Here is a 22,449-nt window from a genome sequence, read left to right on the forward strand (position 1 = left end):
TCACCGTGACTTCACTTGTTCTCCTCCCCGCCGTTGATGTCCAGGACGGTCAGGCCGTCCAGCTCGTGCAGGGGGTCGCCGGGTCCGAGAAGACCTTTGGTGACCCGCTCGAGGCTGCCCGTCGCTGGCAGAGCCAGGGGGCGGAGTGGATCCACCTGGTGGACCTGGACGCTGCCTTCGGCCGTGGCACCAATTACGAGGTGCTCGCCCGCATCGTGGGTGAACTGGACATCAATGTGGAGATGTCCGGCGGCATCCGTGACGACGCGAGCCTGGAGCGTGCGCTGAAGGCCGGTGCGCGTCGGGTGAACGTGGGCACCGCGGCCCTGGAGAATCCCGAGTGGTGCGAGAAGATCATCGCCGAGCACGGTGACAAGGTGGCCATTGGCCTGGACGTGAAGGGCCACCGTCTGGCGGCCCGCGGGTGGACCAGTGAGGGTGGCGACCTGTTCGAGACCGTCGAGCGTCTCAATGCCGCCGGCTGCGAGCGCTATGTGGTCACCGATGTGGCCAGCGACGGCATGCTCACCGGACCCAATTTCGAGCTGCTGGGCCAGGTCTGCGCCCGCACCGAGGCCCAGGTGATCGCCAGTGGTGGGATCTCGACCCTGGAGGATCTGCGTCAGCTGCGCGGGCTCGTCCCGATCGGCGTTGAAGGAGCCATCGTGGGCACGGCACTCTACGTCGGCAACTTCACGCTGCCGGAGGCGCTGCTCGTCGCACGCGGCGAGGCCGAGGCATGAGCCATTCCACCGCACCGAGTGCGAGTTTTGGTCAGGCCGTCCCCACCCATGTCCCGCCCCTGCTCGACGGGCGGCTGAAGGACCTGCTGGCCGGTCAGAAGATCGTGATGACCGGCGTGACCGGATTCATCGGCGAGCAGCTGTTGTGGAAGATCCTCACGGAGCTGCCCGAGACCAGGGCGGTTGTGCTGGTGCGTCCCAAGGGGTCGTTGTCGGCTCGGGACCGGGTCGTCAGTCTGTTGAAGAAGCCGATCTTCAAGGCCCTGGCGCAGGAGGCTGGCGGTGCCGAGCAGCTGTGCGACGCGCGGGTCGACGTGCTCAGTGGCGATCTTCCCAATGTGCCGGAGCTCCCCCGTGACCTGGACGTGGTGGTGCACTGTGCCGGCGACGTGAGTTTCGACCCGCCGATCGATGCTGCCTTCAAGACCAATGTGCTGGGCACCCAGGCGCTGATGGAGGCCATGCTGGCCGCTTGCACGGGGCCGGACGGCACGCTCGAGCGCATCCCGCACTATGTCCACATCTCGACGGCGTACACGGCGGGGCGTCGCCGGGGCGCCATCCCCGAGGCGGCCCACGAGCACGACGTCGACTATCGCGTGGAGACCGAGGCCGCGCTGGCCATGGGGCAGCGGGTGGAGGAGCAGAGCCGCACGGCTGAACAGCTGGCCATCCTGCGCAAGCAGGCGGAACGTGACCACCGTCAGGCGGGCTTCCTCACCACGGCCGAGGACACGGAGCGTCGCCGCAAGGAATGGGTGAAGGCCACGCTCGTGGAGGCGGGCACGGAGCGGGCCCGCTCGCTGGGCTGGACGGACGTGTACACCTTCGCCAAGGCGATGGGGGAGCGAGTCGTCGCAGACCTGGGCAAGGACATCCAGGTCTCCATCGTGCGGCCCGCCATCGTCGAGTCCAGCCTGGTCCATCCGTACCCCGGGTGGATCGAGGGCTTCAAGATGGCCGATCCGATCATCCTCGCCTACGGCAAGGGGCAGCTCAAGGAGTTCCCCGCCTCTCCCGATGCGGCCCTGGACATCGTCCCGTGTGACCACGTCGTCAACGCGATCGTCGCGGTGTGCGCCACCGAGCCCGCGATTGGTGAGCCTGAATTCTACCACTGCTCGACGGGCGCGCGGAACCCGATGACCTTCCGCGAGATCTACGAGTACATCCGGGAGTACTTCTCCCAGCATCCCTACACCCGCTCCGACGGCACGGTGGCACCGCTGGCCACGTGGCGCTTCCCCGGCGAGCAGCCGGTCCTGCGCTTCCTGGACGTGGCGGAACGGGCTCATCGCGTGGGCGACCAGGCAGTGCGCTGGGTGCCCCGAGGGGAGCGGACCCGACGTGCGGCGATTGCCCTGGACCGCCAGGGTCGAAATCTGGATTTCCTGCGCCGCTACTTGAGTCTGTACGGGGAGTACCTGCAGTCACAGCTGCACTTCGTGGACGACTGCACCATGGCGCTGCACAACTCGCTGCACCCGGATGATGCGGCGGCCTTCGCCTTCGACACCTCGGCGGTGGACTGGAAGACCTACATGCAGGAGATCCACGCGCCCTCCATCACGGACCCGGTGCGGCGTCTCGAGGCGCTGCGCAAGCGGCGTGGCGCCCGGTCCAGCACCTACAAGGAGCTCAAGCCCACCCCGCCGGGTCAGGTGCTGGCGGTCTTCGACCTGGACGGGACCGTCCTGGACACGAATGTGATCGAGACCTATCTGTGGGCCAGGCTGCCCGGCCTCTCGCCGCTGGCGAAGGTTCGCGAGGTGGCCCAGGTCACGGCCTCCCTGCCCGGCTATCTGGGGGCGGACCGACGGGACCGCGCCACCTTCCTGCGATCGATCTACCGTCGTTACGAGGGGATGGAGATCGCTGGGCTGGAGTCCTTCGTCGACGAGCGGATGACCGGCTTCATGCAGGAGCGCATGTCCGACCAGGCACTGCAGCGGATTCGTGAGCACCGTGAGGCCGGATACACCACGGTCCTGCTCACCGGAGTCATTCGTCCGCTGACGAGGCCGCTCGACGATCTCTTCGACGTCGTGGTGGCAGCCGAGCTCGCCACCGACGCCAGCGGAGTGTGCACGGGCTTCCTGACGTCGCCGCCGATGGTGGGGGAATCACGATCGGCCTGGTTGAAGCACTTCGCGACGCTGCACGGGTATGACCTGTCGCGTTCCTTCGCGTATGCGGACAGTCACGTGGACCTGCCGATGCTCAATGCCGTCGGGAACCCGGTGGCCGTCCAACCCGATGTCGGTCTGCTGCGCGCAGCCCGCAAGGGGGGATGGAGTGTGGTCGACTGGCATGCCGAGCGTTCTGGGCGGCGTCTGCGGCTGCCCGGTCGAGGCGGTCACGACAAGGGGTAGTAGAGGGGCGTAGGATGGGTGTCCCCCGATGTAAGGAGCCTCGTGGACCCCTTCGTGGAGGGCACCCTGGAGTGGACCGCCCTGGTTGCCGATGATCTGGAAGAGCTCGCCGAGCTGCGGACGGCCGTCGAGTACTTTGACGACCCCGTGACCCGGATGGGGCTGGATGAGCTCTGGGAGTGTTACGAGGATCCGGATGGCGATCCCCAGGCTGATGCGGTCGTGGGCCGTGACCGTGGCGGGACCATCGTCGCCTACGGCTGGAATCTGCCGCGCGGCGTCCGTGGGGACCACGCCCAGCTCTGGCTTGATGGTGCGATCCACCCGGCATGGCGCCATCAGGGGCTGGGCCATCGCCTGTTGGAGTGGCAGGTGGCCCGGGCCCGGGAGTGGTTGCTGGACCTGCGCACCCGACGTCCCGAGGTGCACCGCGTGCACCTGGTCCGTTATGTCCAGGAAAAGGCCGTCGCACAGGCGAAGACCATCCAGGACGTGGGCTTCGTTGCGCAGCGCTGGTACTACGACATGCACCTGGGGTTCGAGACCGCCGACGGATCCCCCTGGGTGCTGCCCACTATGCCGGATACCGGTGAGGTGCAGCTGCAGCCCTACCATCCGGAACTGAGCGAACAGGTCCGTCAGGCACACAACGAGGCCTTTGCCCAGAGCCCCGGCGTGCACAAGGTCTCCCGACAGGCATGGGAGCACCAGATGCGAAGGCGGGCTGCTCGCCCGGAATGGAGCTGGGTCGCCACGCACCAGGGGAAGGTCGTCGGATATGCGATGAACTGCGCGAATGTGCAGGACTGGGAGGCGATGGGCTGGCGTGAGGGGTGGACGGATCGGCTGGGCGTGCGGCCGGACTGGCGCGGACATCGGCTGGGGCACGCCCTGCTGATCGCCTCCATGAAGTCCTTCCAGGACGCCGGACTGCAGGGGGCAGGTCTGGGTGTGGACACTGACGACCCGGATGGAGCGCTGGAACTGTTCACGTCGATCGGCTACGAATCGGAGGAGACCGTCGTCCTCTATGGCCGTGAATTACGGGTTGACGACGACAGCGAGTAGCATCTGTCGGCAGGATTCTCTACGAGAGGTGTGGTTGCGTATGGCCGGTCATTCCAAGTGGGCCACCACGAAGCACAAGAAGGCAGTCATCGACGCCAAGCGCGGCAAGCTCTTTGCCAAGCTGGTGAAGAATGTCGAGGTTGCAGCGCGTGTGGGCGGCGGTGATCCTGGGGGAAATCCGGCACTGTACGACGCAATCCAGAAGGCCAAGAAGAACTCGGTCCCCAATGACAACATCGATCGCGCCGTCAAGCGCGGCTCCGGTGTCGGTTCGGATGCGGTCAACTACGAGACGATCATGTATGAGGCCTACGGCCCCGACGGCGTCGCGATCCTGATCGAGTGCCTGACCGACAACCGCAATCGCGCGGTCTCGGACGTGCGTGTGGCTGTCACCCGCAATGGTGGCACCATCGCCGACGGCGGTTCTGTGCAGCGCCTGTTCGAGCGCAAGGGTGTCGTCACCGTCGCCAAGAAGCAGGAGGTGGAGGAGGGGCGCAAGACCACCACCCGCGAGGTGACCGAGGACGAGCTGCTCGAAGCCACTCTGGAGGCCAATGTCGAGGACGTCAACGACAACGGTGACGAGTTCGAGCTGATTTGCGACCCGAATGACATGGTGGAGGTGCGCAAGGCCGTCCAGGCGGCTGGCATCGACTACAACTCGGCAGATGTCTCCTTCATGCCCAGCTTCGGTCAGGTCGTGACCGAGCGGGAGGTCGTCGAGAAGATCGAGAAGCTGGTCGACGCCCTGGAGGAGTCCGACGACGTCCAGAATGTCTACACCAATGTGGAGCTGAGCCCGGAGCTGCAGGCCGCCATCGAGGCGGAGGACTGACGCGCAGCTGACCCGCGACCATGACGGCGCCCGTCCCCACCGGGACGGGCGCCGTCATGCGTGGCGTGCCGTCTTCCCGCCGCGGTCAAGGAGTCGGCGTCACTCGTGCGATGCTCGCGGTGGGGTCGGTGACTTCCACCGAAACCGGATGGCGGCCAGTCGCAGGCCGAAGACGAGGACCACCAGACCCCAAACCACCAGGCGCCCCACCACGGGAATGTCCAGCACGCCGAACCGCGCCGCGGCGTCGGTGAGGATGGCGCCCAGGAGCGCCGGCAGGGCATAGAGCTCGCGGCTGAAGACGCTGGGGGGACGGCCTGCTAGTACGTCGCGAATGACGCCACCACCGGTTGCGGTGATGACGCCGACCAGGATGGCCTCGAGTCCGGTGCTCCCGTTGGCGATGGCGGTCAGGCTGCCGGTGACCGTGAAGGCTCCCAGGCCGATGGCATCGGCGATCAGCACGGCCCGTCGCAGCTTGGCGATGGTCCCCTCGACGAAGAAGGTCAGCAGCCCGGCACCCAGGGCCGTCAGGACCAGCGGAAGATTCTGGATGTTGGCCGGGGGAGTGAGGCCCAGCAGCAGGTCGCGCACGATCCCGCCCCCCAATGCCGTCACGAAGGCCAGGGTGAGGATGCCGAAGATGTCGAAGTGGCGTCGCACGCCCACCAGTCCGCCTGAAATGCCAAAGGCGAACACTCCGACGAAGTCGAGGAGGTACACGGTCAGAGCCTAGTGGAGTAGTATTCCGAACGCTTGTTCGATCAATGGGAGGTCTGGTGCGGGTTCTGGGGGTGGATCCCGGTCTCACCCGGTGTGGGATCGGGGTGGTGGACCAGGATGCGCGGCGTCAGCTGACATTGGTGGGAGTTGGCGTCGTCCGCACCCCAGCCGATCTTGACCCGGCCAGACGACTGCTCGGCATCGAGACGGGCATCGAGGAATGGGTGCTCGAGCACCGTCCCGATGCCGTGGCGGTGGAGCGGGTCTTTGCCCAGCACAACCTCCAGTCGGTCACCGGGACCAGCCAGGCAGCCGGGATTGCGATGCTGGTGGCCGCGCGCCATGGCATCCCCGTCGTGCTCCACACACCGAGTGAGGTGAAGGCGGCCATCACCGGATCCGGCCGGGCGGACAAGGCGCAGGTGGGGGCGATGGTGGCTCGGATCCTGAAGCTCACCGGCCCGCCGAAGCCCGTGGACGCGGCGGATGCCGTCGCCCTGGCCATCTGTCATCTGTGGCGGGGACAGGCGACGAATCGCTATGCCGAGGCGGTGGAACGCGCCCGGCGCCAGCAGACGAGCACGGCTCGAGCCACGACCAGCAGGAGGAAACCATGATCAGTCACCTCACCGGAACCGTGACCGCGGTCGGCGGCACCTGGCTGGTGCTCGACGTCAACGGATTCGGCATGAGGTCCCTGTGCACGCCGGCCACAGCGGCTTCCGTGCGGCTGGGCGCCGAGACCACCGTGCACACCAGCCTGGTGGTCCGCGAGGACTCGATGACCCTCTACGGTTTCCAGTCGGCCGATGAACGAGACCTGTTCGAGTTGGTGCAACAGGCCAGTGGGATTGGCCCGAAGATTGCGCAGGCCGTCGTGAGCGTGATGGACCCCGAGGATTTCCGGTCTGCCATCGCCAGCGAGAACCTGGTTGCCCTGTGCAAGGTGCCCGGAATTGGGCGCAAGGGCGCCCAGAAGATGGTGATCGAGCTCAAGGACAAGGTGAACGCGCTGGGAGCGGTCAGCGTGCCCACGGCCACCGGTGTGGGCTCCGAGCAGTGGCGCGAGCAGGTTGCCGAGGGCCTCCACGGGCTTGGCTGGTCCGCCAAGGACGCCGAGGTGGCCTGTGACAAGGTGGCCCACCTGGTGGAGGAGGACCCGAAGGTGGGCATCGCGGTCCTGATGCGTGCCGCACTGGTCTCCTTGGCCCGCAAGTAGGGTTGCGACGTGGAACATTCCGCGGTGGATCCGCATGCCGAACCGGAGGAGAGGGCCGTCGAGGCCGCCCTGCGTCCAGCAAGCCTGGCCGATTTCGAGGGCCAGCCGCGTGTCAGTGACCAGTTGGGACTGGTGTTGGCCGCCGCGAGGCACCGCGGGACCACACCTGACCATGTCCTGCTCTCCGGGCCCCCCGGTCTGGGCAAGACGACCTTGGCCATGATCATCGCCAGTGAGATGGGGGCACCGCTGCGCATCTCGTCGGGGCCGGCGATACAGCACGCCGGTGATCTGGCCGCCATCCTCTCCGGGCTGGTCGAGGGGGAGGTCTTCTTCCTCGACGAGATCCACCGGATGAGTCGTCCTGCGGAGGAGATGCTCTATCTGGCGATGGAGGACTTCCGGGTGGACGTCGTGGTGGGCAAGGGGCCGGGCGCCACGGCCATCCCGATCGAGATCCCTCCGTTCACGCTGGTGGGGGCCACCACTCGCTCCGGGATGCTGCCCAGCCCGCTGCGTGACCGCTTCGGGTTCACTGCGAATCTGGACTTCTACGAGGACATGGCCCTGCAGCACATCGTCATGCGTTCGGCTGACGTGCTGGGGGTGCCACTGGATGCGGAGTCCGGCATGGAGATCGCCATGCGTTCCCGCGGTACGCCCCGTATTGCCAACCGGCTTCTGCGCCGTGTCCGCGACTATGCCGAGGTGAAGCATGCGGGCCGGGTTGACCGTCGCATCACGGCCGAGGCGCTGGAGCTGTACGAGGTGGATCCCCTGGGGCTGGACCGTCTGGACCGTGCGGTCCTGGAGTCCATCTGCACCAAGTTCGCCGGCGGCCCGGTGGGGCTCTCGACCCTGGCGATCAGCGTGGGCGAGGAGACGGAGACGGTGGAGGAGGTTGCGGAGCCCTTCCTGGTGCGGCTCGGTTTCCTGATGCGCACACCTCGCGGACGCGTGGCAACACGCCGTGCCTGGGAACACCTGGGTCTGACACCTCCCGCAGCCCAAGACCTCTTCGGGAGCTGAACAATCGACCGCCCGGTCGGCCTGTTGCATCGTGTCGGGTGGCACGCAGTGGGTACTCTTTCGGATGGACCACGGCCCCGCTCCCCCCAGACGGAGTGATGGGGCCCCGCGAACCCTCGAGGACGGGAAAGACTTGACCACCATCCTGATCGTGCTTGCCGGCATGCTCCTGTTCAGCTTCCTGCTGCAGCGACCCCTGAAGAAGCAGGCAGAGGAACAGGCCCGACTGCGCGACGCGCTGGCCGAGGGCAGCCGGGTGCTGCTCACCAGCAACATCTTCGGGACCATCACGCATGTGGGCGATGAGCAGGTCATCGTCGAGATCGCGCCCGGCGTCGAGGTGACCGCCACCAAGCAGGCCGTCATCAAGCTCGTCACGCCCGACGAGGAGGAGTTCGAGTTCGACGACGAGGCGCCCGCCTCCCTGGACGATGCCACCGGGGCAGTCCCGGACGATGAGGTGACCACCGCTGATGGCACCCCGGCGCTCGAGAAGCCCTTTGCCGGCCCTCAGACGAGCGTCGCCGAGCCTGAGGGCTCGTCCGCCCAGCCCCACCCCCGCAACAACTGATCGCTCGCGACGATCTGGACAAGGACAACCACTGTGGCAAGCAGCACCAACCGATCGCATCCCGGGCGGACGCTGACCATCTTCACCCTGTGCGCGGCAGCGCTGTTCGGGTTGATGGCCCTGGCGAACACCTGGAAGCCCCGTCTCGGTCTTGATCTCGCGGGTGGTTCCACCATCACGCTGACGGCCTCGAACACCAATGGATCGGGTGCCATCTCTCCCGAGAACCTGGAACAGGCCCGAATGATCATCCAGCAGCGCGTCGACGCCATCGGCGTCGGCGAGGCCCAGGTGACCACCCAGGGCAATCAGCACATCGTGGTGAGCGTTCCCAATGTGAGCAATGACGACCTCACCGCGATGGTCGGCCGCACCGCCCAGCTGATGTTCCGCAATGTCCATGCCGTCGAGCCCACCATGACCCAGCCGTCGGCGAGCCCGACGCCGGGCGCCCCCCAGGCGCCAGGCCTGCCCACGGCGCCGCCCACCGCACGTGCCAAGAGCACCGGGAAGGCCTTGCCCTTGGACAAGGCGATGAGCTTCACGCCCAGCGCCTCCGATCTGGCCGAGTTCCAGAAGTACGAGTGTGGCAAGCCGACCGTCGACGTCATCGACCAGCCCCTGATCACCTGTGACCAGGAGGGTACGGCCAAGTATCTGCTCGGACCCGTGGTGATCGAGGGCAAGCACGTCAAGGAGGCCACCTCGGGCATCCCGCAGGGCACCGTGCAGGTGGCGGTGAACCTGACCTTCGACGACGAGGGCAAGAAGGCCTTCGGCGAGGCGACCACACAGCTGGTCAACAAGCAGCAGCCCGAGAACCAGAATGCGATCGTGCTGGACGGCAAGGTCGTCTCGGCCCCGGTGATCCAGGCGGCCATCCTCAACGGCCAGGCCCAGATCACCGGCAACTTCACGCAGAAGACCGCGCAGGATCTGGCCAATGTCCTGAACTACGGTGCGCTGCCCCTGAAGTTCGACATCTCCGAAGTGCAGACGGTCAGCCCCACATTGGGCGGCGAGCAGCTGCGCGCCGGCATCATCGCGGGCATCATCGGCCTGCTGCTGGTGGTGGCCTACTCGATCTTCTACTACCGCGGTCTGTCCATCATCGTGATCGGCTCGCTGGTGATCGCCGCGGTGATCACGTGGGCCACCATGACGCTGTTGGGTGAGGCGATGGGCTTCGCGCTGAACCTGCCCGGCGTCGCCGGCGCCATCATGGCGATCGGTGTGACGGCGGACTCCTTCATCATCTACTTCGAGCGCATCCGCGACGAGATCCGTGATGGACGCACCCTGAAGTCGGCCATCGAGACCGGTTGGAAGAAGGCGCGCGGCACGATCGTGATCGCCGATGGCGTCTCCCTCCTGTCGGCCGTGGTGCTCTTCATCCTGGCCGTGGGCGCCGTCAAGGGCTTCGCCTTCACACTGGGCCTGACCACCCTGATCGACATGGCCATCGTCTTCTGGTTCACCAAGCCGCTGATGAGCCTGCTGGGCCGCACCAAGTTCTTCGGCGAGGGCCACAAGTGGTCCGGTCTTGATCCGGAGCACCTGGGTGTGAGCCGCAACTCGCTGCTCGGGATCCGCAGTGACCGGTCCGCCACCCAGCGCCACGGGCGCACCACCCGCACCACGCGTGCAACCAGCACGGGCGCCACCGCCGTGGACGCCACCACCACCGCCGAGGAGGCATGATGAGCACCCCCCACGTCCCCCTCGACGAGAAGGCTCCCGACGAGCAGGTGTCCGGCGAACAGGTCCTCAATGTCGACTCCCATGGCCGAAAGCTCAGTCTGGCGCACCGGCTCTACACCGGTGACGTCTCCTGGGACTTCGTCGGGCGCAAGAAGCTGTGGTTCATCATCTCCGGCGTCGTGATCGGGCTGGCCGTACTGTCCTTGTTGCTGCGCGGGCTGAACCTGGGCATCGAGTTCAAGGGCGGTGCCGACTTCTCTGCCCCCACCCAGGTCAATGCCCAGACGATCGGTACGGTGACCGACGCCGTGATGGACACCGACCTGCCGGAGATGGATGCCACCACCGTGCTGACCATCGGCAGCGGCGAGGTCAAGGTGCAGAGCCGCACCCTGGATGATGCCGAGGTCAAGAAGGTGCGTGCGGCAATCGCGGAGGCGACGGGGGCCCAGGTCGACGACGTCACCTATTCGCTGATCGGCGCCTCCTGGGGTGAACAGATCACCAAGAAGGGCGTCCAGGCCCTGGTCGTCTTCCTGGTGCTGGTGAGCCTGCTCATCTGGATCTACTTCCGCGATTGGAAGATGTCCATCGCGGCGCTGGTGGCCCTGATGCACGACCTCATCCTGACCGTCGGCGTGTACTCCTGGCTGGGCTTCACTGTGACCCCGTCCAGCCTGATCGGTGTCCTGACCATCCTGGGCTACTCGCTCTACGACACCGTGGTGGTCTTCGACAAGGTCAAGGAGAATGTTGCCGACCTGCCCAAGCAGGCTCGCAGCTATTCCGAGGCCGCCAACCACGCCGTCAACCAGGTGCTGGTCCGCTCGCTGAACACCACCATCATCGGTGTTCTGCCGGTGGCAGCCCTGCTCTTCGCCGGCGCCTTCGTGCTCGGTTCCGGGCCGCTGAAGGACCTGGGCCTCGCCCTGTTCGTCGGTATGGTCGCGGGTGCGTACTCGTCCATCTTCATCGCGACCCCGCTGCTGGCCTGGCTGCGGGAACGCGAGCCGCAGATGAAGGAGCATCGCGCCAACCTGGCGCGTCGCGCGGAGCGCAAGGCCCAGCGGGCGCACCACGGTGAGGCCGTGGCTGCCGGGGCAGGGGCACCTGTGCAACGCACCACTCGGCGCACCCAGAACGGCCGCAACCAGACCGTGCGGACCACCAGAAGCGCCCGCAAGGGCAAGTGAACCGGGGGAAGTCACATGCAGGACCAGCAGACACTCATCAAGTCCCTGATCAAGGACGTTCCGGACTTCCCGAAGCCGGGCGTCGTCTTCAAGGACATCACGCCGCTGTTGGCGTCGCCGGAGGGCTTCCAGGCGTCCATCGACCAGATCGTGGCCGCTGCGCCGGGTGAGATCGACATCGTCGTCGGGATGGAGGCGCGCGGATTCATCTTCGCAGCGCCGGTGGCCACTGCCCTGGGCGCCGGTTTCGTGCCTGTGCGCAAGCCCGGCAAACTGCCCCGGCCAGTCTTCGAGGAGCAGTTCGCCCTGGAGTACGGCACCGAGACGCTCACGATGCACCGCGACGCCATCCCTGCCGGATCCCGCGTGATGGTCGTGGACGACGTGCTGGCCACGGGCGGTACGATCGGCGCCACGGCAAAGCTGCTGCGCAAGCTGGACGTCAACCTGGTGCACGTCGCCGTGGTGATGGAACTCAGCTTCCTCAACGGCCGCGCCGTGCTGGACGAGTCGGGCATCGACTCCTTCAGCTCCATCCTGACTGCGTGAGCGCAGCACCTGCGGGTGTGCCCTCACCCTGACCCAATGGGAGGTCCCCTGTGAGCGTCGACGGAGTCTACGGACCGTACACACAGGGGAGCGCGGCCGGATCCGGGGGCAGCGGTCAACCGGATCCGGCCCCCGACCGCTTCAACTCCGGCCCGGAAGCACCTCGGATGAGGATGCGTCAGCGCCTGGCGCGGTTGGGGGCACCCCGCACGCCCACGCTGGCCGTCCTCGATCCGCTCTTCAAGGTGGTGCGGGCCAACCACCCGAAGGCTGACCTGGCGCTGCTGGAGCGCGCCTACAACACTGCTGAGCACTATCACCGGGGCCAGACCCGCAAGTCGGGCGATCCGTACATCACCCACCCGCTGGCCGTGACCACCATCCTGGCCGAGCTGGGCATGACGGAGCCGACGCTGGTGGCGGCGCTGCTGCACGACACCGTGGAGGACACTTCCTACACAATGGAACAGCTGACCGCCGACTTCGGTGAGGAAGTGGCCCTGCTGGTGGACGGGGTCACGAAGCTGGACAAGGTGACCTATGGCGACTCCGCCAAGGCCGAGACCCTGCGCAAGATGGTCATCTCCATGAGCAAGGACATCCGTGTCCTGGTCATCAAGCTGGCCGACCGGCTGCACAACATGCGCACCATCAACTTCCTGCGCCCGGACAAGCAGTACCGGATCGGCAACGAGACGCTCGAGATCTTCGCCCCGCTGGCACACCGCCTGGGCATGAATGCGGTCAAGTGGGAGCTGGAGGACCTCTCCTTTGCGGCCATGCATCCCAAGGTCTACGACGAGATCGTGCGGCTGGTGGCGGAGTTCGCTCCACAGCGCGAACGCCAGTTGCGCGAGGTGATCAAGCAGGTGCAACTGGACCTGGCCGACGCGAACATCAAGGCCACGGTCTACGGTCGGCCCAAGCACTACTACTCGATCTACCAGAAGATGGTGGTTCGGGGCCGCGAGTTCAAGGACATCTACGACCTGGTGGGCCTGCGCATCCTGGTGGACACCCCGCGGGACTGCTATGCCGCGCTCGGCGTGATGCACGTGCGGTGGAATCCCCTCCCGGGCCGGTTCAAGGACTACATCGCCATGCCGAAGTACAACATGTACCAGAGCCTGCACACCACGGTGCTCGGCCCGGGCGGCAAGCCGGTGGAGCTGCAGATCCGCACCCATGAGATGCACCGTCGTGCCGAGTACGGCGTCGCGGCGCACTGGAAGTACAAGGAGGCCCTGCGCAATCCCGTCCAGGGGCAGGGCATCTCCGAGGCCGAGGGCACCGACCTGTCGTGGGTGCACAACCTGAACGAGTGGAGCAAGGAGACCGAGGACCCCAGCGAATTCCTCGATGCACTCCGTTTCGAGATCAACTCCAGCGAGGTCTACGCCTTCACGCCCAAGGGCGATGTGATCGCCCTTCCGTCGGGTGCCACCCCGGTGGACTTCGCCTACGCGGTGCACACCCAGGTGGGAGCGCGCTGCGTGGGTGCTCGGGTCAACGGCCGTCTGGTTCCGTTGGAGTCCAAACTGGCCAATGGTGACGTGGTGGAAGTTCTCACCAGCAAGGACGAGAATGCTGGGCCGTCGCGGGACTGGCTGAACTTCGTCACCAGCCCTCGGGCACGCAGCAAGATCAAGGCCTACTTCAGCAAGGAACGACGAGAAGAGGCCATCGAGCGCGGCAAGGACGACCTCGCCCGCCAGATGCGCAAGTCCGGACTGCCACTGCAGCGAGTGCTGACCCCGGAGCACCTGGCCAGCGTCGCCGACGCCATGAAGCTGGGGGACACCTCAGCCCTGTACGCCGCGATCGGTGAGGGCACCGCCAGCGCGCAGAATGTCATGCACCGACTGATCGCCCTGACGGGCGGTGCGGAGGCCATGGCGGAGGAGTCCTTGGAGGAGGCCCCGGTCGGACGTCGGCGTGGCCGCAGCCAGCGGTCCGAGACCGGCGTGGTGGTGCAAGGCGATTCCAGCCTCTACGTCAAACTGGCCAAGTGCTGCACCCCGATGCCGGGCGACGAGATCCTGGGCTTCATCACTCGCGGCGACGGCGTCAGCGTCCATCGCCGGGACTGCACCAATGCCGGCAACCTGCTGCAGAACCCGGAACGGATCGTCGAGGTTTCCTGGGACAATGCGCAGGGTCAGGGCTATCTGGTCAATGTGCAGCTGGAGGGGCTCGACCGTCAGGGAGCCTTCGCGGACATCAGCCGCGCACTGGCCGACCAGCACATCAACATCACGCAGGCCACGATGAATGCCACCGGGGGACAGCTGTTCACGATGCGCATCACCTTCGAGAGCTCCGACCCGTCGCATCTGGAGCACGTGCTGTCCAGCCTGCGACGGGTGCCCGGGGTCTACGACGTCTTCCGCGTGCGCTCGTGACATGACAGGTCCCCGTCGCCCAGTGCGCGACGGGGACCGTGTCCTGGTGGAAGAGGGTCCTGTAGGAGCTCAGGCCTTGAACTCGTCCAGCGACTTCTGGGCCTGCTCCAGCAGGGTCTGGTTGAACGCGATGGAGTCTCGGGCTTCCTTGGCCTTCTTCTCCTTGCCCTCGGCCTCGTACTTCTCCGCCTGCTTGGTCAGCTTGTCAATCTGGCCAGCGAACATGGCCACGGTGTCGGCAGCGCGCTGACGGGCCTCCGGATCGGTACGACGCCATTCCTCGGCCTCGGCCTCCTTGACGGCGGTCTCCAACTTGCGCACCCGGGCATCCAACGGACGGATGGCATCGCGGGGCACCTTGCCGTATTCGTTGAACTTGGCGAGGAAGTCGCGGAACTGGGTGCGAGCGGCGGCCAGATCGGTGACCGGGAGGATGGTCTTCTCGGCCTCGTCCAGCAGCGCCTCCTTGGCCTGCTGGTTGCCGATGAACTCCTTGTCCTGCTCCGCCATGGCGGCGTCGCGGGCGGCGAAGAACTCGTCCTGGATGCCACGGAAGGTGGCCCACAGCTTGTCGTCCTCGGCTCGAGGTGCCGAGCCGGCAGCTTTCCAACGGGCCATCAGGTCACGGAAGGCGCCAGCGGTGGGGCCCCATTCCGTCGAGGTGGCCAGCGGACGGGCCTCCTCGATGATCTGCTCCTTGAGCTGCTTGGCGCTCTCGCGCTTCTTGTTCTGCTCGGCGAACTGGGCCTTGCGGCGGCGCGTGTAGGTGGTGCGGGCGCTGGAGAAGCGGTGCCACAGGGCATCGTCGGTGGCGCGGTCGATGCGGGGCAGCGCCTTCCACTCCTCGAGCAGGGCGCGGAAGCGGTTGACACCGCCACGCCAGTCATTGCCCTGGGCCAGCTTCTCGGCCTCGGAGACCATCCGCTCCTTCTCGGCCTTGGCCTGCTCGGCCGCCTTGGCCTTCTCCGCGCGGCGCTGCTCCTGCTGCGCCTCCACGGCGGGGGTCAACGCCTCGAGGCGGACCAGCAGCGAAGCGAGGTCACCCACCGCATTGGCGTCGGTGATGTTCTTGCGGTGCGACTCGATCGACTTGCGGGCTTCCTCCACTCCGAGGGCGCCGGACTTGACGCGGGCCTCCAGGAGGCCCACCTCGGTCTCAAGGGTCTGGAAGCGTCGCACGTAGAAGGCGAGGGCTTCGGCTGGTTCGACATCGGGGACCTGGCCGACCCGTCGCTCGCCTTCCGAGGTGACGACATAGACGGTGCCATCGTCTTCAACGCGACCGAATGGGTTCGGACCTGCAGTTTCGCTCATGGTTCCATCTTGCCCGATAAGCTGCCCAATGTGCTCATTGCCTCATTTCCGGCCGGTCCCTGGCAGACGAATTGTTACCTGATGGCGCGCGCCGAGGGTGGCCCGTGCGTGGTGGTCGATCCCGGGGTCGGCGCAACCGAGGGCGTGCGACGTGGCATCGAGCAGTACGGATTGACACTGGATGCCGTGCTGCTGACCCATGGTCACGTGGACCATGTGGCGTCCGCGGCGCAGATCGCTGACGAGGCCGAGGTGCCCGTCTGGATCCATGAGGCGGATGCCGACCTGCTGAGCGAACCCCTGCTGGCGCTCAGCGAGGATTCGCGGCCCATCCTCGAGTCGCTCTACGGCAGCACCACCTTCACCCCGCCCCGTGACGTGCGCAACTACGACGGTGACGTGGTGACTGCCGGAATTCGGTTCGCCACGCGTCACGCGCCCGGTCACACCCCCGGCTGCACACTGCTCCTGCCCGAGACCGACGACGCGCTGCTGGTGCTGGCCGGGGACGTCGTGTTCGCCGGCTCGATCGGTCGCACCGACATGCCCCGCGGCTCAGCCTTCGAGATGGCGAGTAGCCTTGCCACCCAGGTGCTGCCCCTGCCCGACGAGGCGCACCTGCTGCCCGGGCACGGACCCGCCACCACGGTGGGCCACGAGCGAATCAACAATCCGTGGCTGCAGCCGCATGCCCTGATGGCCCTGCAGAACCCGATCGACGATGGAAAGTGACAACTGATGGCCCGCCCCAAGCCGCTCTCCGGCTTCCCGGAATTCCTGCCCGCTGGCCGCATGGTGGAGACCGCCGTGCTGGACATCCTGCGCGAGACCTTTGAACTGCACGGTTTCGCCTCCATCGAGACCCGTGCCGTGGAGACGATGGACACGCTGACGCGCAAGGGCGAGATCACCAAGGAGGTCTACGTCGTGCGTCGCCTGCACGCCGACGAGACCGAACAGGGCAAGGCGGACGATCTCGGCCTGCACTTCGACCTGACGGTGCCCTTCGCCCGCTACGTGATGGAGAATGCCGGTCACCTGGCCTTCCCCTTCCGCCGCTACCAGATCCAGAAGGTGTGGCGCGGCGAGCGCCCCCAGGAGGGCCGCTATCGCGAATTCCTGCAGGCCGACATCGACATCGTCGGTCAGGATGCCCTGCCGGAGCACTTCGACGTCGAGGCGCCGCTCGTGATGCTCGCGGCGCTGGAACGCATGCACGTCGAGCTGGGTCTGCCGCAGGCGCTGATGCACGTCAACAACCGCAAGCTGGCGGAAGGGTTCTACCGGGGACTGGGCATCGGTGAATCCGGCGGCGAGTTCGAACAGGTGAACACCCTGGACGTGCTGCAGCGCGTCGACAAGTTCGACAAGATCGGCGGCGAGGCCGTCGTCGAGCTGCTCACCGGGGAGCTTGGCCTGAGTGCTGAGGCAGCCGGCAAGTGCGTCTCGTTGGCTGGTATCTGTACTCCCGACGACTCCTTCGTCGACCAGGTCCGTGCGCTCGGCGTCGAGCACGAGATGCTGGACGAGGGGCTGGAGTTGCTGCGGCGAGTGGTGCTGGCGGCCAACAGGCGGGTGCCGGGGCGCATGGTGGCAGACCTCAAGATCGCTCGCGGGCTGGACTACTACACCGGAACCGTGTACGAAACCGAACTCGTGGGCCACGAGAAGCTCGGCTCCATCAGCTCGGGTGGTCGCTACGACTCCCTGGCAAGCGACGGCAAGGTGACCTTCCCCGGTGTCGGGATCTCCCTGGGAGTCACGCGACTGCTCGGACCCATGATCAGCAAGGGGCGCATCGCTGCGGACCGTAGCGTGCCCAGCGCCGTCCTGGTGGCCGTGGACGACGAGGAGACCCGCGACGTGGCGGAGGAGGTCGCGCAGGCCCTGCGTGGCCGTCGGATCCCCTGCGAGGTGGCCCCCAAGGCGGACAAGTTCGGCAAGCAGATCAAGCACGCCGATCGCCGTGGGATTCCCCATGTATGGTTCGGCGGTCTGAACGGTCAGGTCAAGGACATCCGTTCCGGAGACCAGCAGGACGCCGACGCCAGCACGTGGATGCCCCCGGCCGAGGACCTGCGGCCGCGGATCACCATGGAGGCCTGACCCGCTGCCATGACGCCGATCCTGGTGGCCCTGGGGGGAGTCGCCTTCATGGCGGTGGTCATCGTCGCCTTCTTCAGCTGGCTCCTGCGTCGTGACGCGCTGCACCACTTCGTCTCGGACCACGAGTTCGTCCCGTGGGTCGACATCTTCGGGCTCCAGGGCAGGACGTTCGGGAGCCACGCGGTGGGTGTGGTGCAGCGCTGCTATCGCGGGATGCCCCGGGGCCTGCGGACCGAGCTGGTGGTGGAGTCCCCGTTGCTGGGGCATGGGCGGCCCCACCGCACGCGGTGGCTGCTGGCGACGAAGGTGCCCAGGGGAACTGCATTCACCCTGGACTCGCACGGTGCCGAGGGCACCCTTCCCGACACGCTGGCACCACTGCTGGACGTGGCTCGCCCAAACCCTTCGGTGGACGCCGTCCTCTGTGGCGACGGACTGCTGGTCGTACGGGTGGTGCGGCCTCGAGGCCTGGAGGCAGGGCTGGACGCGTTGGAATTCATCGTCAGGGTGCTGCGGACCACCGGGGGCTGAATCGCGACTGAGGGGACGGGGCGTCCGCGGGTGGCTCGTCATTGCTCCGTGGCCGTCCTCGCTAGGATCTGGCGCATGGATTCCACCACCGCGAACCTCGGCAGCCTCGTGCTGGCCGTTCTGACCTACCGACGCAATGAGCTGTTGGCGGCCGTGCTGCCGGAGCTGTCCGAGCAGGTGGCACAGGCGGTGCAGGCTGGCTGGCGCGCGGAGCTCCTGGTGGTGGACAACTCGCCTGAGGGCCAGGCCCGATCGGTGGTGGAGGCAGCGCAGCTGCCGGTCCTGATGCGTTACGTGAACGAGACCACGCCGGGGCTTTCTGCCGCACGCAATCGGGCACTGCACGAGGCAGCCGGCGCCCGGTTGTTGGCCTTCATCGACGACGACGAACACCCTGGCGAGCGTTGGCTGTTGAATCTGGTGGACACCTGGCGGGAGACCGGTGCACAGGCGGTCACGGGGCCGGTGCGCTCCGATCCGGTCAAGCCGGTGGATGACTGGATCCGGGCGACCGGGCTCTTCGACCGGGTCACGGCAGGCACGGGCGACGTGCGCAGCGGGACCGCGACCAACAACCTGCTGCTGGACATGGACTTCATCAGGTGTCAGAAGGTTCAGTTCGACCCCCGATTCGGTCTGACCGGTGGCGAGGACTCCAAATTCGGTCAGGACCTGCGCCGAGCCGGTGGGCGTGTGGTGTGGTGTGATGAGGCCGAGGTCAGCGAGGAGGTTCCCGCAGACCGACTGGAGCACGCCTGGATCGAACAGCGCCTCACGCGGTTCGGGGAGTCGTGGGTGCGCGCTCGCGTGATCGACATGAAGCCTCGTCCTGCGCTCGTCTTCAGGGCCCGGACCATGGCAAAGGGCCTGGCTCGCTACGGCAGGGGACAAGTGGGGCTGTGGCGTGCAGTCCGCGCTGGCGACCAGCGGGCTGCGGGGCGGGCTGCAGCCGAACGGGCCGGCGGGCTCGGGCTGGTACGAGGAGCTGGTGGGCTGAACCGAGAGGAGTACGGACGGCCCAAGAACTGAGCCCCACATGCCTTTCCCTCCCCGTCGATGCCCCCTGAACAGGGGACTCGCAGAAGCATTCGTCGGGTCCTAGTCTGGCGGCCGGGCACGGGGGTGCCCGAACGGGGGAGCGATGTTCTGCACGAACTGTGACCGGGAACACCCGGCACCGGCCAACTACTGCCCGGACTGTGGTCTGGGACTGCGCGACGGCGGTCGACCGGCGCCGGCGCCACCGATCCCCGAGGAGTACTTCCGGCCGGCCAGGCAGGCGGCCAGCCCAGGTGCCGAGGCTGCGCCCCGGGGCGGCCAGCCGCAGCCATCCGGAGGCGCGCGACGCCTCGCCATGGCCTTGGGACTGGTGGGATGTACGGTCACCGCAGGTGTCGGCCTGGGCGTTTTGCTCTCGGAGGGCTACGAGAGCAGTGGCGGCACGGTCAGCGAGCCCCTGCCGAGCTTCGCCCTCCCGTCGAAGCGCAGCTCAGCCACCGCCACTCCCAGCGTCGCCCAGAGTCCACGCAGAGGTCCCAGCAATCTTGGGGTGATGGAAGACCAGTCCCCGGGGCCCGACCCCGATCGCGCCCCGGTGGTCAGTTTGGCGACGCAGGCCACTGTGCGACCCCAGGCCGCTGTCCCCACCCAGTCGGAGACCGGGCAGCCAGGGCCCGCCGCGGAGCCATCGCCCCACGACCGCGCTGACCGGGCCCGTCCTGACCAGCCCGGGCCCGATCCGGACGGGCCCGATCCGGACGGGCCCGGTCACGGGCGAGACCGGGACGGGTGGCCTGCCTGGCCCGGGGATGGTCGGCCGCCCCAAGAGCATCCCGGGAGCCAACCGGGTGGTGATGGACAGACCTTCCCGGACCACGTGCAGAGCTGCGGCGGTGGGGTGGGAGCCGGGCCGCTGGCCGACTGTCAGCAGGCGCGTCTCGTGGCTCGCAAGGTTCCACGCGGAGCTGACGGTGTCTTCCTGGTGGAGTCGGACGACCCCAGAACGGGCGAACGGTCCACCTACACCTGTGTCTCGGCAAGGTATGTCCTGTGCACCGGTGGGCGCGGAGTCTCGGTCTACATCGAACCGGGCATGGTGCCCGGGCGAGGCAATCGGGGCTGATCCGTGGCTGGGATGCCCTAGGGTTGGGCATGCAATCGTCTGGCCACGCACCGTCTATGCGTGGCCCCAGAAAGGAATACGCATGCTGCGCACCCATGAGGCCGGAAGCCTGTCCAAGGCCGACGTCGGAACCACTGTCACCCTTGCCGGATGGGTCGCCAAGCGGCGTGATCACGGCGGCGTGGCCTTCATCGACCTGCGTGATGCCTCGGGCGTCTGCCAGATCGTCGTCCGCGACGAGTACCTCGAGAAGGCCGGCATCCACGACCTGCGCAATGAGTTCTGCATCCAGGTGACGGGCGTCGTCGATGCTCGCACCGAGGAGAACATCAACCCGAACATCGCCACGGGCGAGATCGAGGTGGCCATTCGCGAGCTCGAGGTGCTCAATGCGGCCGCGCCGCTGCCCTTCCAGATCGACGAGCGCACCGGAGTCGGTGAGGACGCCCGACTGAAGTACCGCTACCTTGATCTGCGTCGGCCGCGCATGCACGACGCCATGGTGCTGCGTTCGCAGGTGACGCACACGATCCGTCGCGTGCTGGACGAGGCGAATTTCTACGACGTCGAGACCCCGACGCTGACCCGCTCCACCCCCGAGGGTGCGCGTGACTTCCTGGTGCCGGCCCGCCTGCACCCGGGCAGCTGGTACGCCTTGCCGCAGAGCCCCCAGCTGTTCAAGCAGCTGCTGATGGTGGCCGGCATGGAGCGCTACTACCAGATCGCCCGCTGCTACCGCGACGAGGACTTCCGCGCCGACCGCCAGCCCGAGTTCACCCAGCTGGACATCGAGATGAGCTTCGTCGACCAGGACGACGTCATCGCCCTGGCCGAGAAGGTCATGAGCGAGTGCTGGAAGCTGATCGGCGTCGAGATGCCCACCCCGCTGCCGCGGATGACCTGGCACGACGCCATGGACAACTACGGCTCGGACAAGCCCGACCTGCGCTTCGACAACCCGATCCGCGAGGTCACCGAGTTCTTCAAGGACACCCCCTTCCGCGTCTTCCAGAATCCCTATGTCGGCTGCGTCGTCATGCCCGGCGGTGCCAGCCAGCCCCGTCGCCAGTTCGACGCCTGGCAGGAATGGGCGAAGCAGCGCGGCGCCAAGGGCCTGGCCTACATCACGGTCGGTGAGGACGGCGAGCTGGGTGGTCCCGTCGCCAAGAACATCTCCGAGACGGAGAAGGCGGGCATCGCGGAGGCCGCCGGCGCCAAGCCCGGCGACTGCATCTTCTTCGCCGCCGGCGAGCGCGAGACCTCCCAGGAACTGCTGGGCTCCGCCCGCCTGGAGATCGGCAAGCGTTGCGGCCTGATCGACGAGGACGCCTGGAGCTTCCTGTGGGTCGTCGACGCCCCGATGTTCAAGTCCACCGCCGCGGCCACCGCCTCGGGTGACGTGGCGCTGGGCAACTCGAAGTGGACGGCCGTGCACCACGCGTTCACCTCGCCCAAGCCGGAGCACCTGGACAGCTTCGACACCGATCCCGGTTCGGCCCTGTCCTACGGCTACGACTTCGTCTGCAATGGCAACGAGGTGGGTGGCGGCTCCATCCGTATCCACCGTCCCGACGTGCAGCAGCGCGTGTTCAACGTGATGGGCATCAACGAGGAGGAGGCCAAGGAGAAGTTCGGCTTCCTGCTGGACGCCTTCGCCTTCGGCGCTCCGCCGCATGGTGGCATCGCCTTCGGCCTGGACCGCCTGGTGATGCTGCTGGGCAAGTTCGACACCATCCGCGACGTCATCGCCTTCCCGAAGTCGGGTGGCGGCTTCGACCCGCTGACCGCCGCCCCGGCGCCGATCACGCCGCAGCAGCGCAAGGAGGCCGGCGTCGACGCCAAGCCCAAGATGGACGAGGCCAAGGGCGCGGAGAAGTCCGAGGCAGCGGACCAGAAGGCCAAGCCGGCCGACAAGAACTGACCTGCGGCAACATCCTGCGTCACGGGCCGGGCATCCCACTGGGCTGC

General features: G+C 67.1%; 19 protein-coding genes and 3 pseudogenes. 19 read left to right on the plus strand and 3 right to left on the minus strand.

What is annotated here, in order from left to right; all coding sequences use genetic code 11:
- Nucleotides 1-5: 5 nt before the first annotated feature.
- A complete protein-coding gene (priA, locus tag ACTQ49_RS01180) occupies nucleotides 6-743 on the plus strand; it encodes a bifunctional 1-(5-phosphoribosyl)-5-((5-phosphoribosylamino)methylideneamino)imidazole-4-carboxamide isomerase/phosphoribosylanthranilate isomerase PriA (protein ID WP_441826003.1) in 738 nt (245 codons plus the stop codon).
- 107 nt (nucleotides 744-850) lie between these two features.
- Nucleotides 851-1,750 (plus strand): annotated as a pseudogene (locus ACTQ49_RS01185) (SDR family oxidoreductase); the annotation flags it as partial.
- 15 nt (nucleotides 1,751-1,765) lie between these two features.
- Here the strand turns inward: ACTQ49_RS01185 and ACTQ49_RS01190 are convergent.
- Nucleotides 1,766-1,957: pseudogene (locus ACTQ49_RS01190) on the minus strand (hypothetical protein); the annotation flags it as partial.
- A 465-nt stretch (nucleotides 1,958-2,422) separates the two neighbouring features.
- Here ACTQ49_RS01190 and ACTQ49_RS01195 point away from each other — a divergent pair.
- The 3 genes and pseudogenes from ACTQ49_RS01195 to ACTQ49_RS01205 form a co-directional block, all read left to right on the plus strand.
- Nucleotides 2,423-3,115 (plus strand): annotated as a pseudogene (locus ACTQ49_RS01195) (HAD family hydrolase); the annotation flags it as partial.
- Between the two features lie 42 nt (nucleotides 3,116-3,157).
- Nucleotides 3,158-4,183, plus strand: coding sequence for a GNAT family N-acetyltransferase (locus ACTQ49_RS01200; RefSeq protein ID WP_441826004.1), 1,026 nt, complete (start codon nucleotides 3,158-3,160; stop codon nucleotides 4,181-4,183).
- Between the two features lie 40 nt (nucleotides 4,184-4,223).
- Nucleotides 4,224-5,021 (plus strand): YebC/PmpR family DNA-binding transcriptional regulator, encoded by a 798-nt coding sequence (locus ACTQ49_RS01205; protein WP_441826005.1) that lies wholly within the window; start codon nucleotides 4,224-4,226, stop codon nucleotides 5,019-5,021.
- Nucleotides 5,022-5,120: 99 nt separating this feature from the next.
- Here ACTQ49_RS01205 and ACTQ49_RS01210 read toward each other — a convergent pair whose 3' ends face one another.
- On the minus strand, nucleotides 5,121-5,744 hold the full coding sequence (locus ACTQ49_RS01210; protein ID WP_441826006.1) for a trimeric intracellular cation channel family protein: 624 nt from the start codon (nucleotides 5,742-5,744) through the stop codon (nucleotides 5,121-5,123).
- Nucleotides 5,745-5,809: 65 nt separating this feature from the next.
- On the opposite strand from ACTQ49_RS01210, the gene ruvC reads away from it, so the two are divergent.
- From ruvC to ACTQ49_RS01250, 8 genes are all read left to right on the plus strand, one after another.
- Complete coding sequence (gene ruvC / locus ACTQ49_RS01215) at nucleotides 5,810-6,361, plus strand: crossover junction endodeoxyribonuclease RuvC (protein WP_441826048.1); 552 nt, start codon at nucleotides 5,810-5,812, stop codon at nucleotides 6,359-6,361.
- The gene (gene ruvA, locus ACTQ49_RS01220; protein WP_441826007.1) at nucleotides 6,358-6,963 is read left to right on the plus strand and encodes a Holliday junction branch migration protein RuvA; all 606 of its coding nucleotides are present in this window, start codon (nucleotides 6,358-6,360) and stop codon (nucleotides 6,961-6,963) included. Before ruvC ends, ruvA begins: the two co-directional genes overlap by 4 nt.
- Before the next feature lie 9 nt (nucleotides 6,964-6,972).
- Nucleotides 6,973-7,992 (plus strand): Holliday junction branch migration DNA helicase RuvB, encoded by a 1,020-nt coding sequence (gene ruvB / locus ACTQ49_RS01225; RefSeq protein ID WP_441826008.1) that lies wholly within the window; start codon nucleotides 6,973-6,975, stop codon nucleotides 7,990-7,992.
- A gap of 133 nt (nucleotides 7,993-8,125) precedes the next feature.
- A complete protein-coding gene (gene yajC / locus ACTQ49_RS01230; RefSeq protein WP_441826009.1) occupies nucleotides 8,126-8,563 on the plus strand; it encodes a preprotein translocase subunit YajC in 438 nt (145 codons plus the stop codon).
- Nucleotides 8,564-8,596: 33 nt separating this feature from the next.
- Nucleotides 8,597-10,264, plus strand: coding sequence for a protein translocase subunit SecD (gene secD, locus ACTQ49_RS01235; RefSeq protein WP_441826010.1), 1,668 nt, complete (start codon nucleotides 8,597-8,599; stop codon nucleotides 10,262-10,264).
- Nucleotides 10,264-11,457, plus strand: coding sequence for a protein translocase subunit SecF (gene secF / locus ACTQ49_RS01240; protein ID WP_441826011.1), 1,194 nt, complete (start codon nucleotides 10,264-10,266; stop codon nucleotides 11,455-11,457). Before secD ends, secF begins: the two co-directional genes overlap by 1 nt.
- 15 nt (nucleotides 11,458-11,472) lie before the next feature.
- On the plus strand, nucleotides 11,473-12,006 hold the full coding sequence (locus tag ACTQ49_RS01245; RefSeq protein WP_441826012.1) for an adenine phosphoribosyltransferase: 534 nt from the start codon (nucleotides 11,473-11,475) through the stop codon (nucleotides 12,004-12,006).
- A 50-nt stretch (nucleotides 12,007-12,056) separates the two neighbouring features.
- Nucleotides 12,057-14,408, plus strand: coding sequence for a RelA/SpoT family protein (locus ACTQ49_RS01250; protein WP_441826013.1), 2,352 nt, complete (start codon nucleotides 12,057-12,059; stop codon nucleotides 14,406-14,408).
- A 69-nt stretch (nucleotides 14,409-14,477) separates the two neighbouring features.
- Here ACTQ49_RS01250 and ACTQ49_RS01255 read toward each other — a convergent pair whose 3' ends face one another.
- Nucleotides 14,478-15,722 (minus strand): DUF349 domain-containing protein, encoded by a 1,245-nt coding sequence (locus ACTQ49_RS01255; RefSeq protein ID WP_441826014.1) that lies wholly within the window; start codon nucleotides 15,720-15,722, stop codon nucleotides 14,478-14,480.
- A gap of 9 nt (nucleotides 15,723-15,731) precedes the next feature.
- On the opposite strand from ACTQ49_RS01255, the gene ACTQ49_RS01260 reads away from it, so the two are divergent.
- The 6 genes from ACTQ49_RS01260 to aspS all read left to right on the plus strand — a co-directional run bounded on the left by ACTQ49_RS01260 (nucleotide 15,732) and on the right by aspS (nucleotide 22,402).
- Nucleotides 15,732-16,454 (plus strand): MBL fold metallo-hydrolase, encoded by a 723-nt coding sequence (locus ACTQ49_RS01260; RefSeq protein ID WP_441826015.1) that lies wholly within the window; start codon nucleotides 15,732-15,734, stop codon nucleotides 16,452-16,454.
- A 6-nt stretch (nucleotides 16,455-16,460) separates the two neighbouring features.
- On the plus strand, nucleotides 16,461-17,828 hold the full coding sequence (gene hisS, locus ACTQ49_RS01265; protein ID WP_441826016.1) for a histidine--tRNA ligase: 1,368 nt from the start codon (nucleotides 16,461-16,463) through the stop codon (nucleotides 17,826-17,828).
- Between the two features lie 9 nt (nucleotides 17,829-17,837).
- Nucleotides 17,838-18,359, plus strand: coding sequence for a hypothetical protein (locus ACTQ49_RS01270; RefSeq protein ID WP_441826017.1), 522 nt, complete (start codon nucleotides 17,838-17,840; stop codon nucleotides 18,357-18,359).
- 75 nt (nucleotides 18,360-18,434) lie between these two features.
- Nucleotides 18,435-19,388 carry a glycosyltransferase family 2 protein gene (locus tag ACTQ49_RS01275; protein ID WP_441826018.1) on the plus strand — a complete coding sequence of 318 codons (954 nt, stop codon included), beginning with the start codon at nucleotides 18,435-18,437 and terminating at the stop codon, nucleotides 19,386-19,388.
- Between the two features lie 112 nt (nucleotides 19,389-19,500).
- On the plus strand, nucleotides 19,501-20,481 hold the full coding sequence (locus tag ACTQ49_RS01280) for a hypothetical protein (protein WP_441826019.1): 981 nt from the start codon (nucleotides 19,501-19,503) through the stop codon (nucleotides 20,479-20,481).
- Between the two features lie 82 nt (nucleotides 20,482-20,563).
- Complete coding sequence (gene aspS / locus ACTQ49_RS01285) at nucleotides 20,564-22,402, plus strand: aspartate--tRNA ligase (protein WP_441826020.1); 1,839 nt, start codon at nucleotides 20,564-20,566, stop codon at nucleotides 22,400-22,402.
- Nucleotides 22,403-22,449 lie beyond the last annotated feature (47 nt).

Source organism: Luteococcus sp. Sow4_B9, from assembly GCF_052116585.1.
In the GTDB taxonomy this organism is placed as follows: domain Bacteria; phylum Actinomycetota; class Actinomycetes; order Propionibacteriales; family Propionibacteriaceae; genus Luteococcus.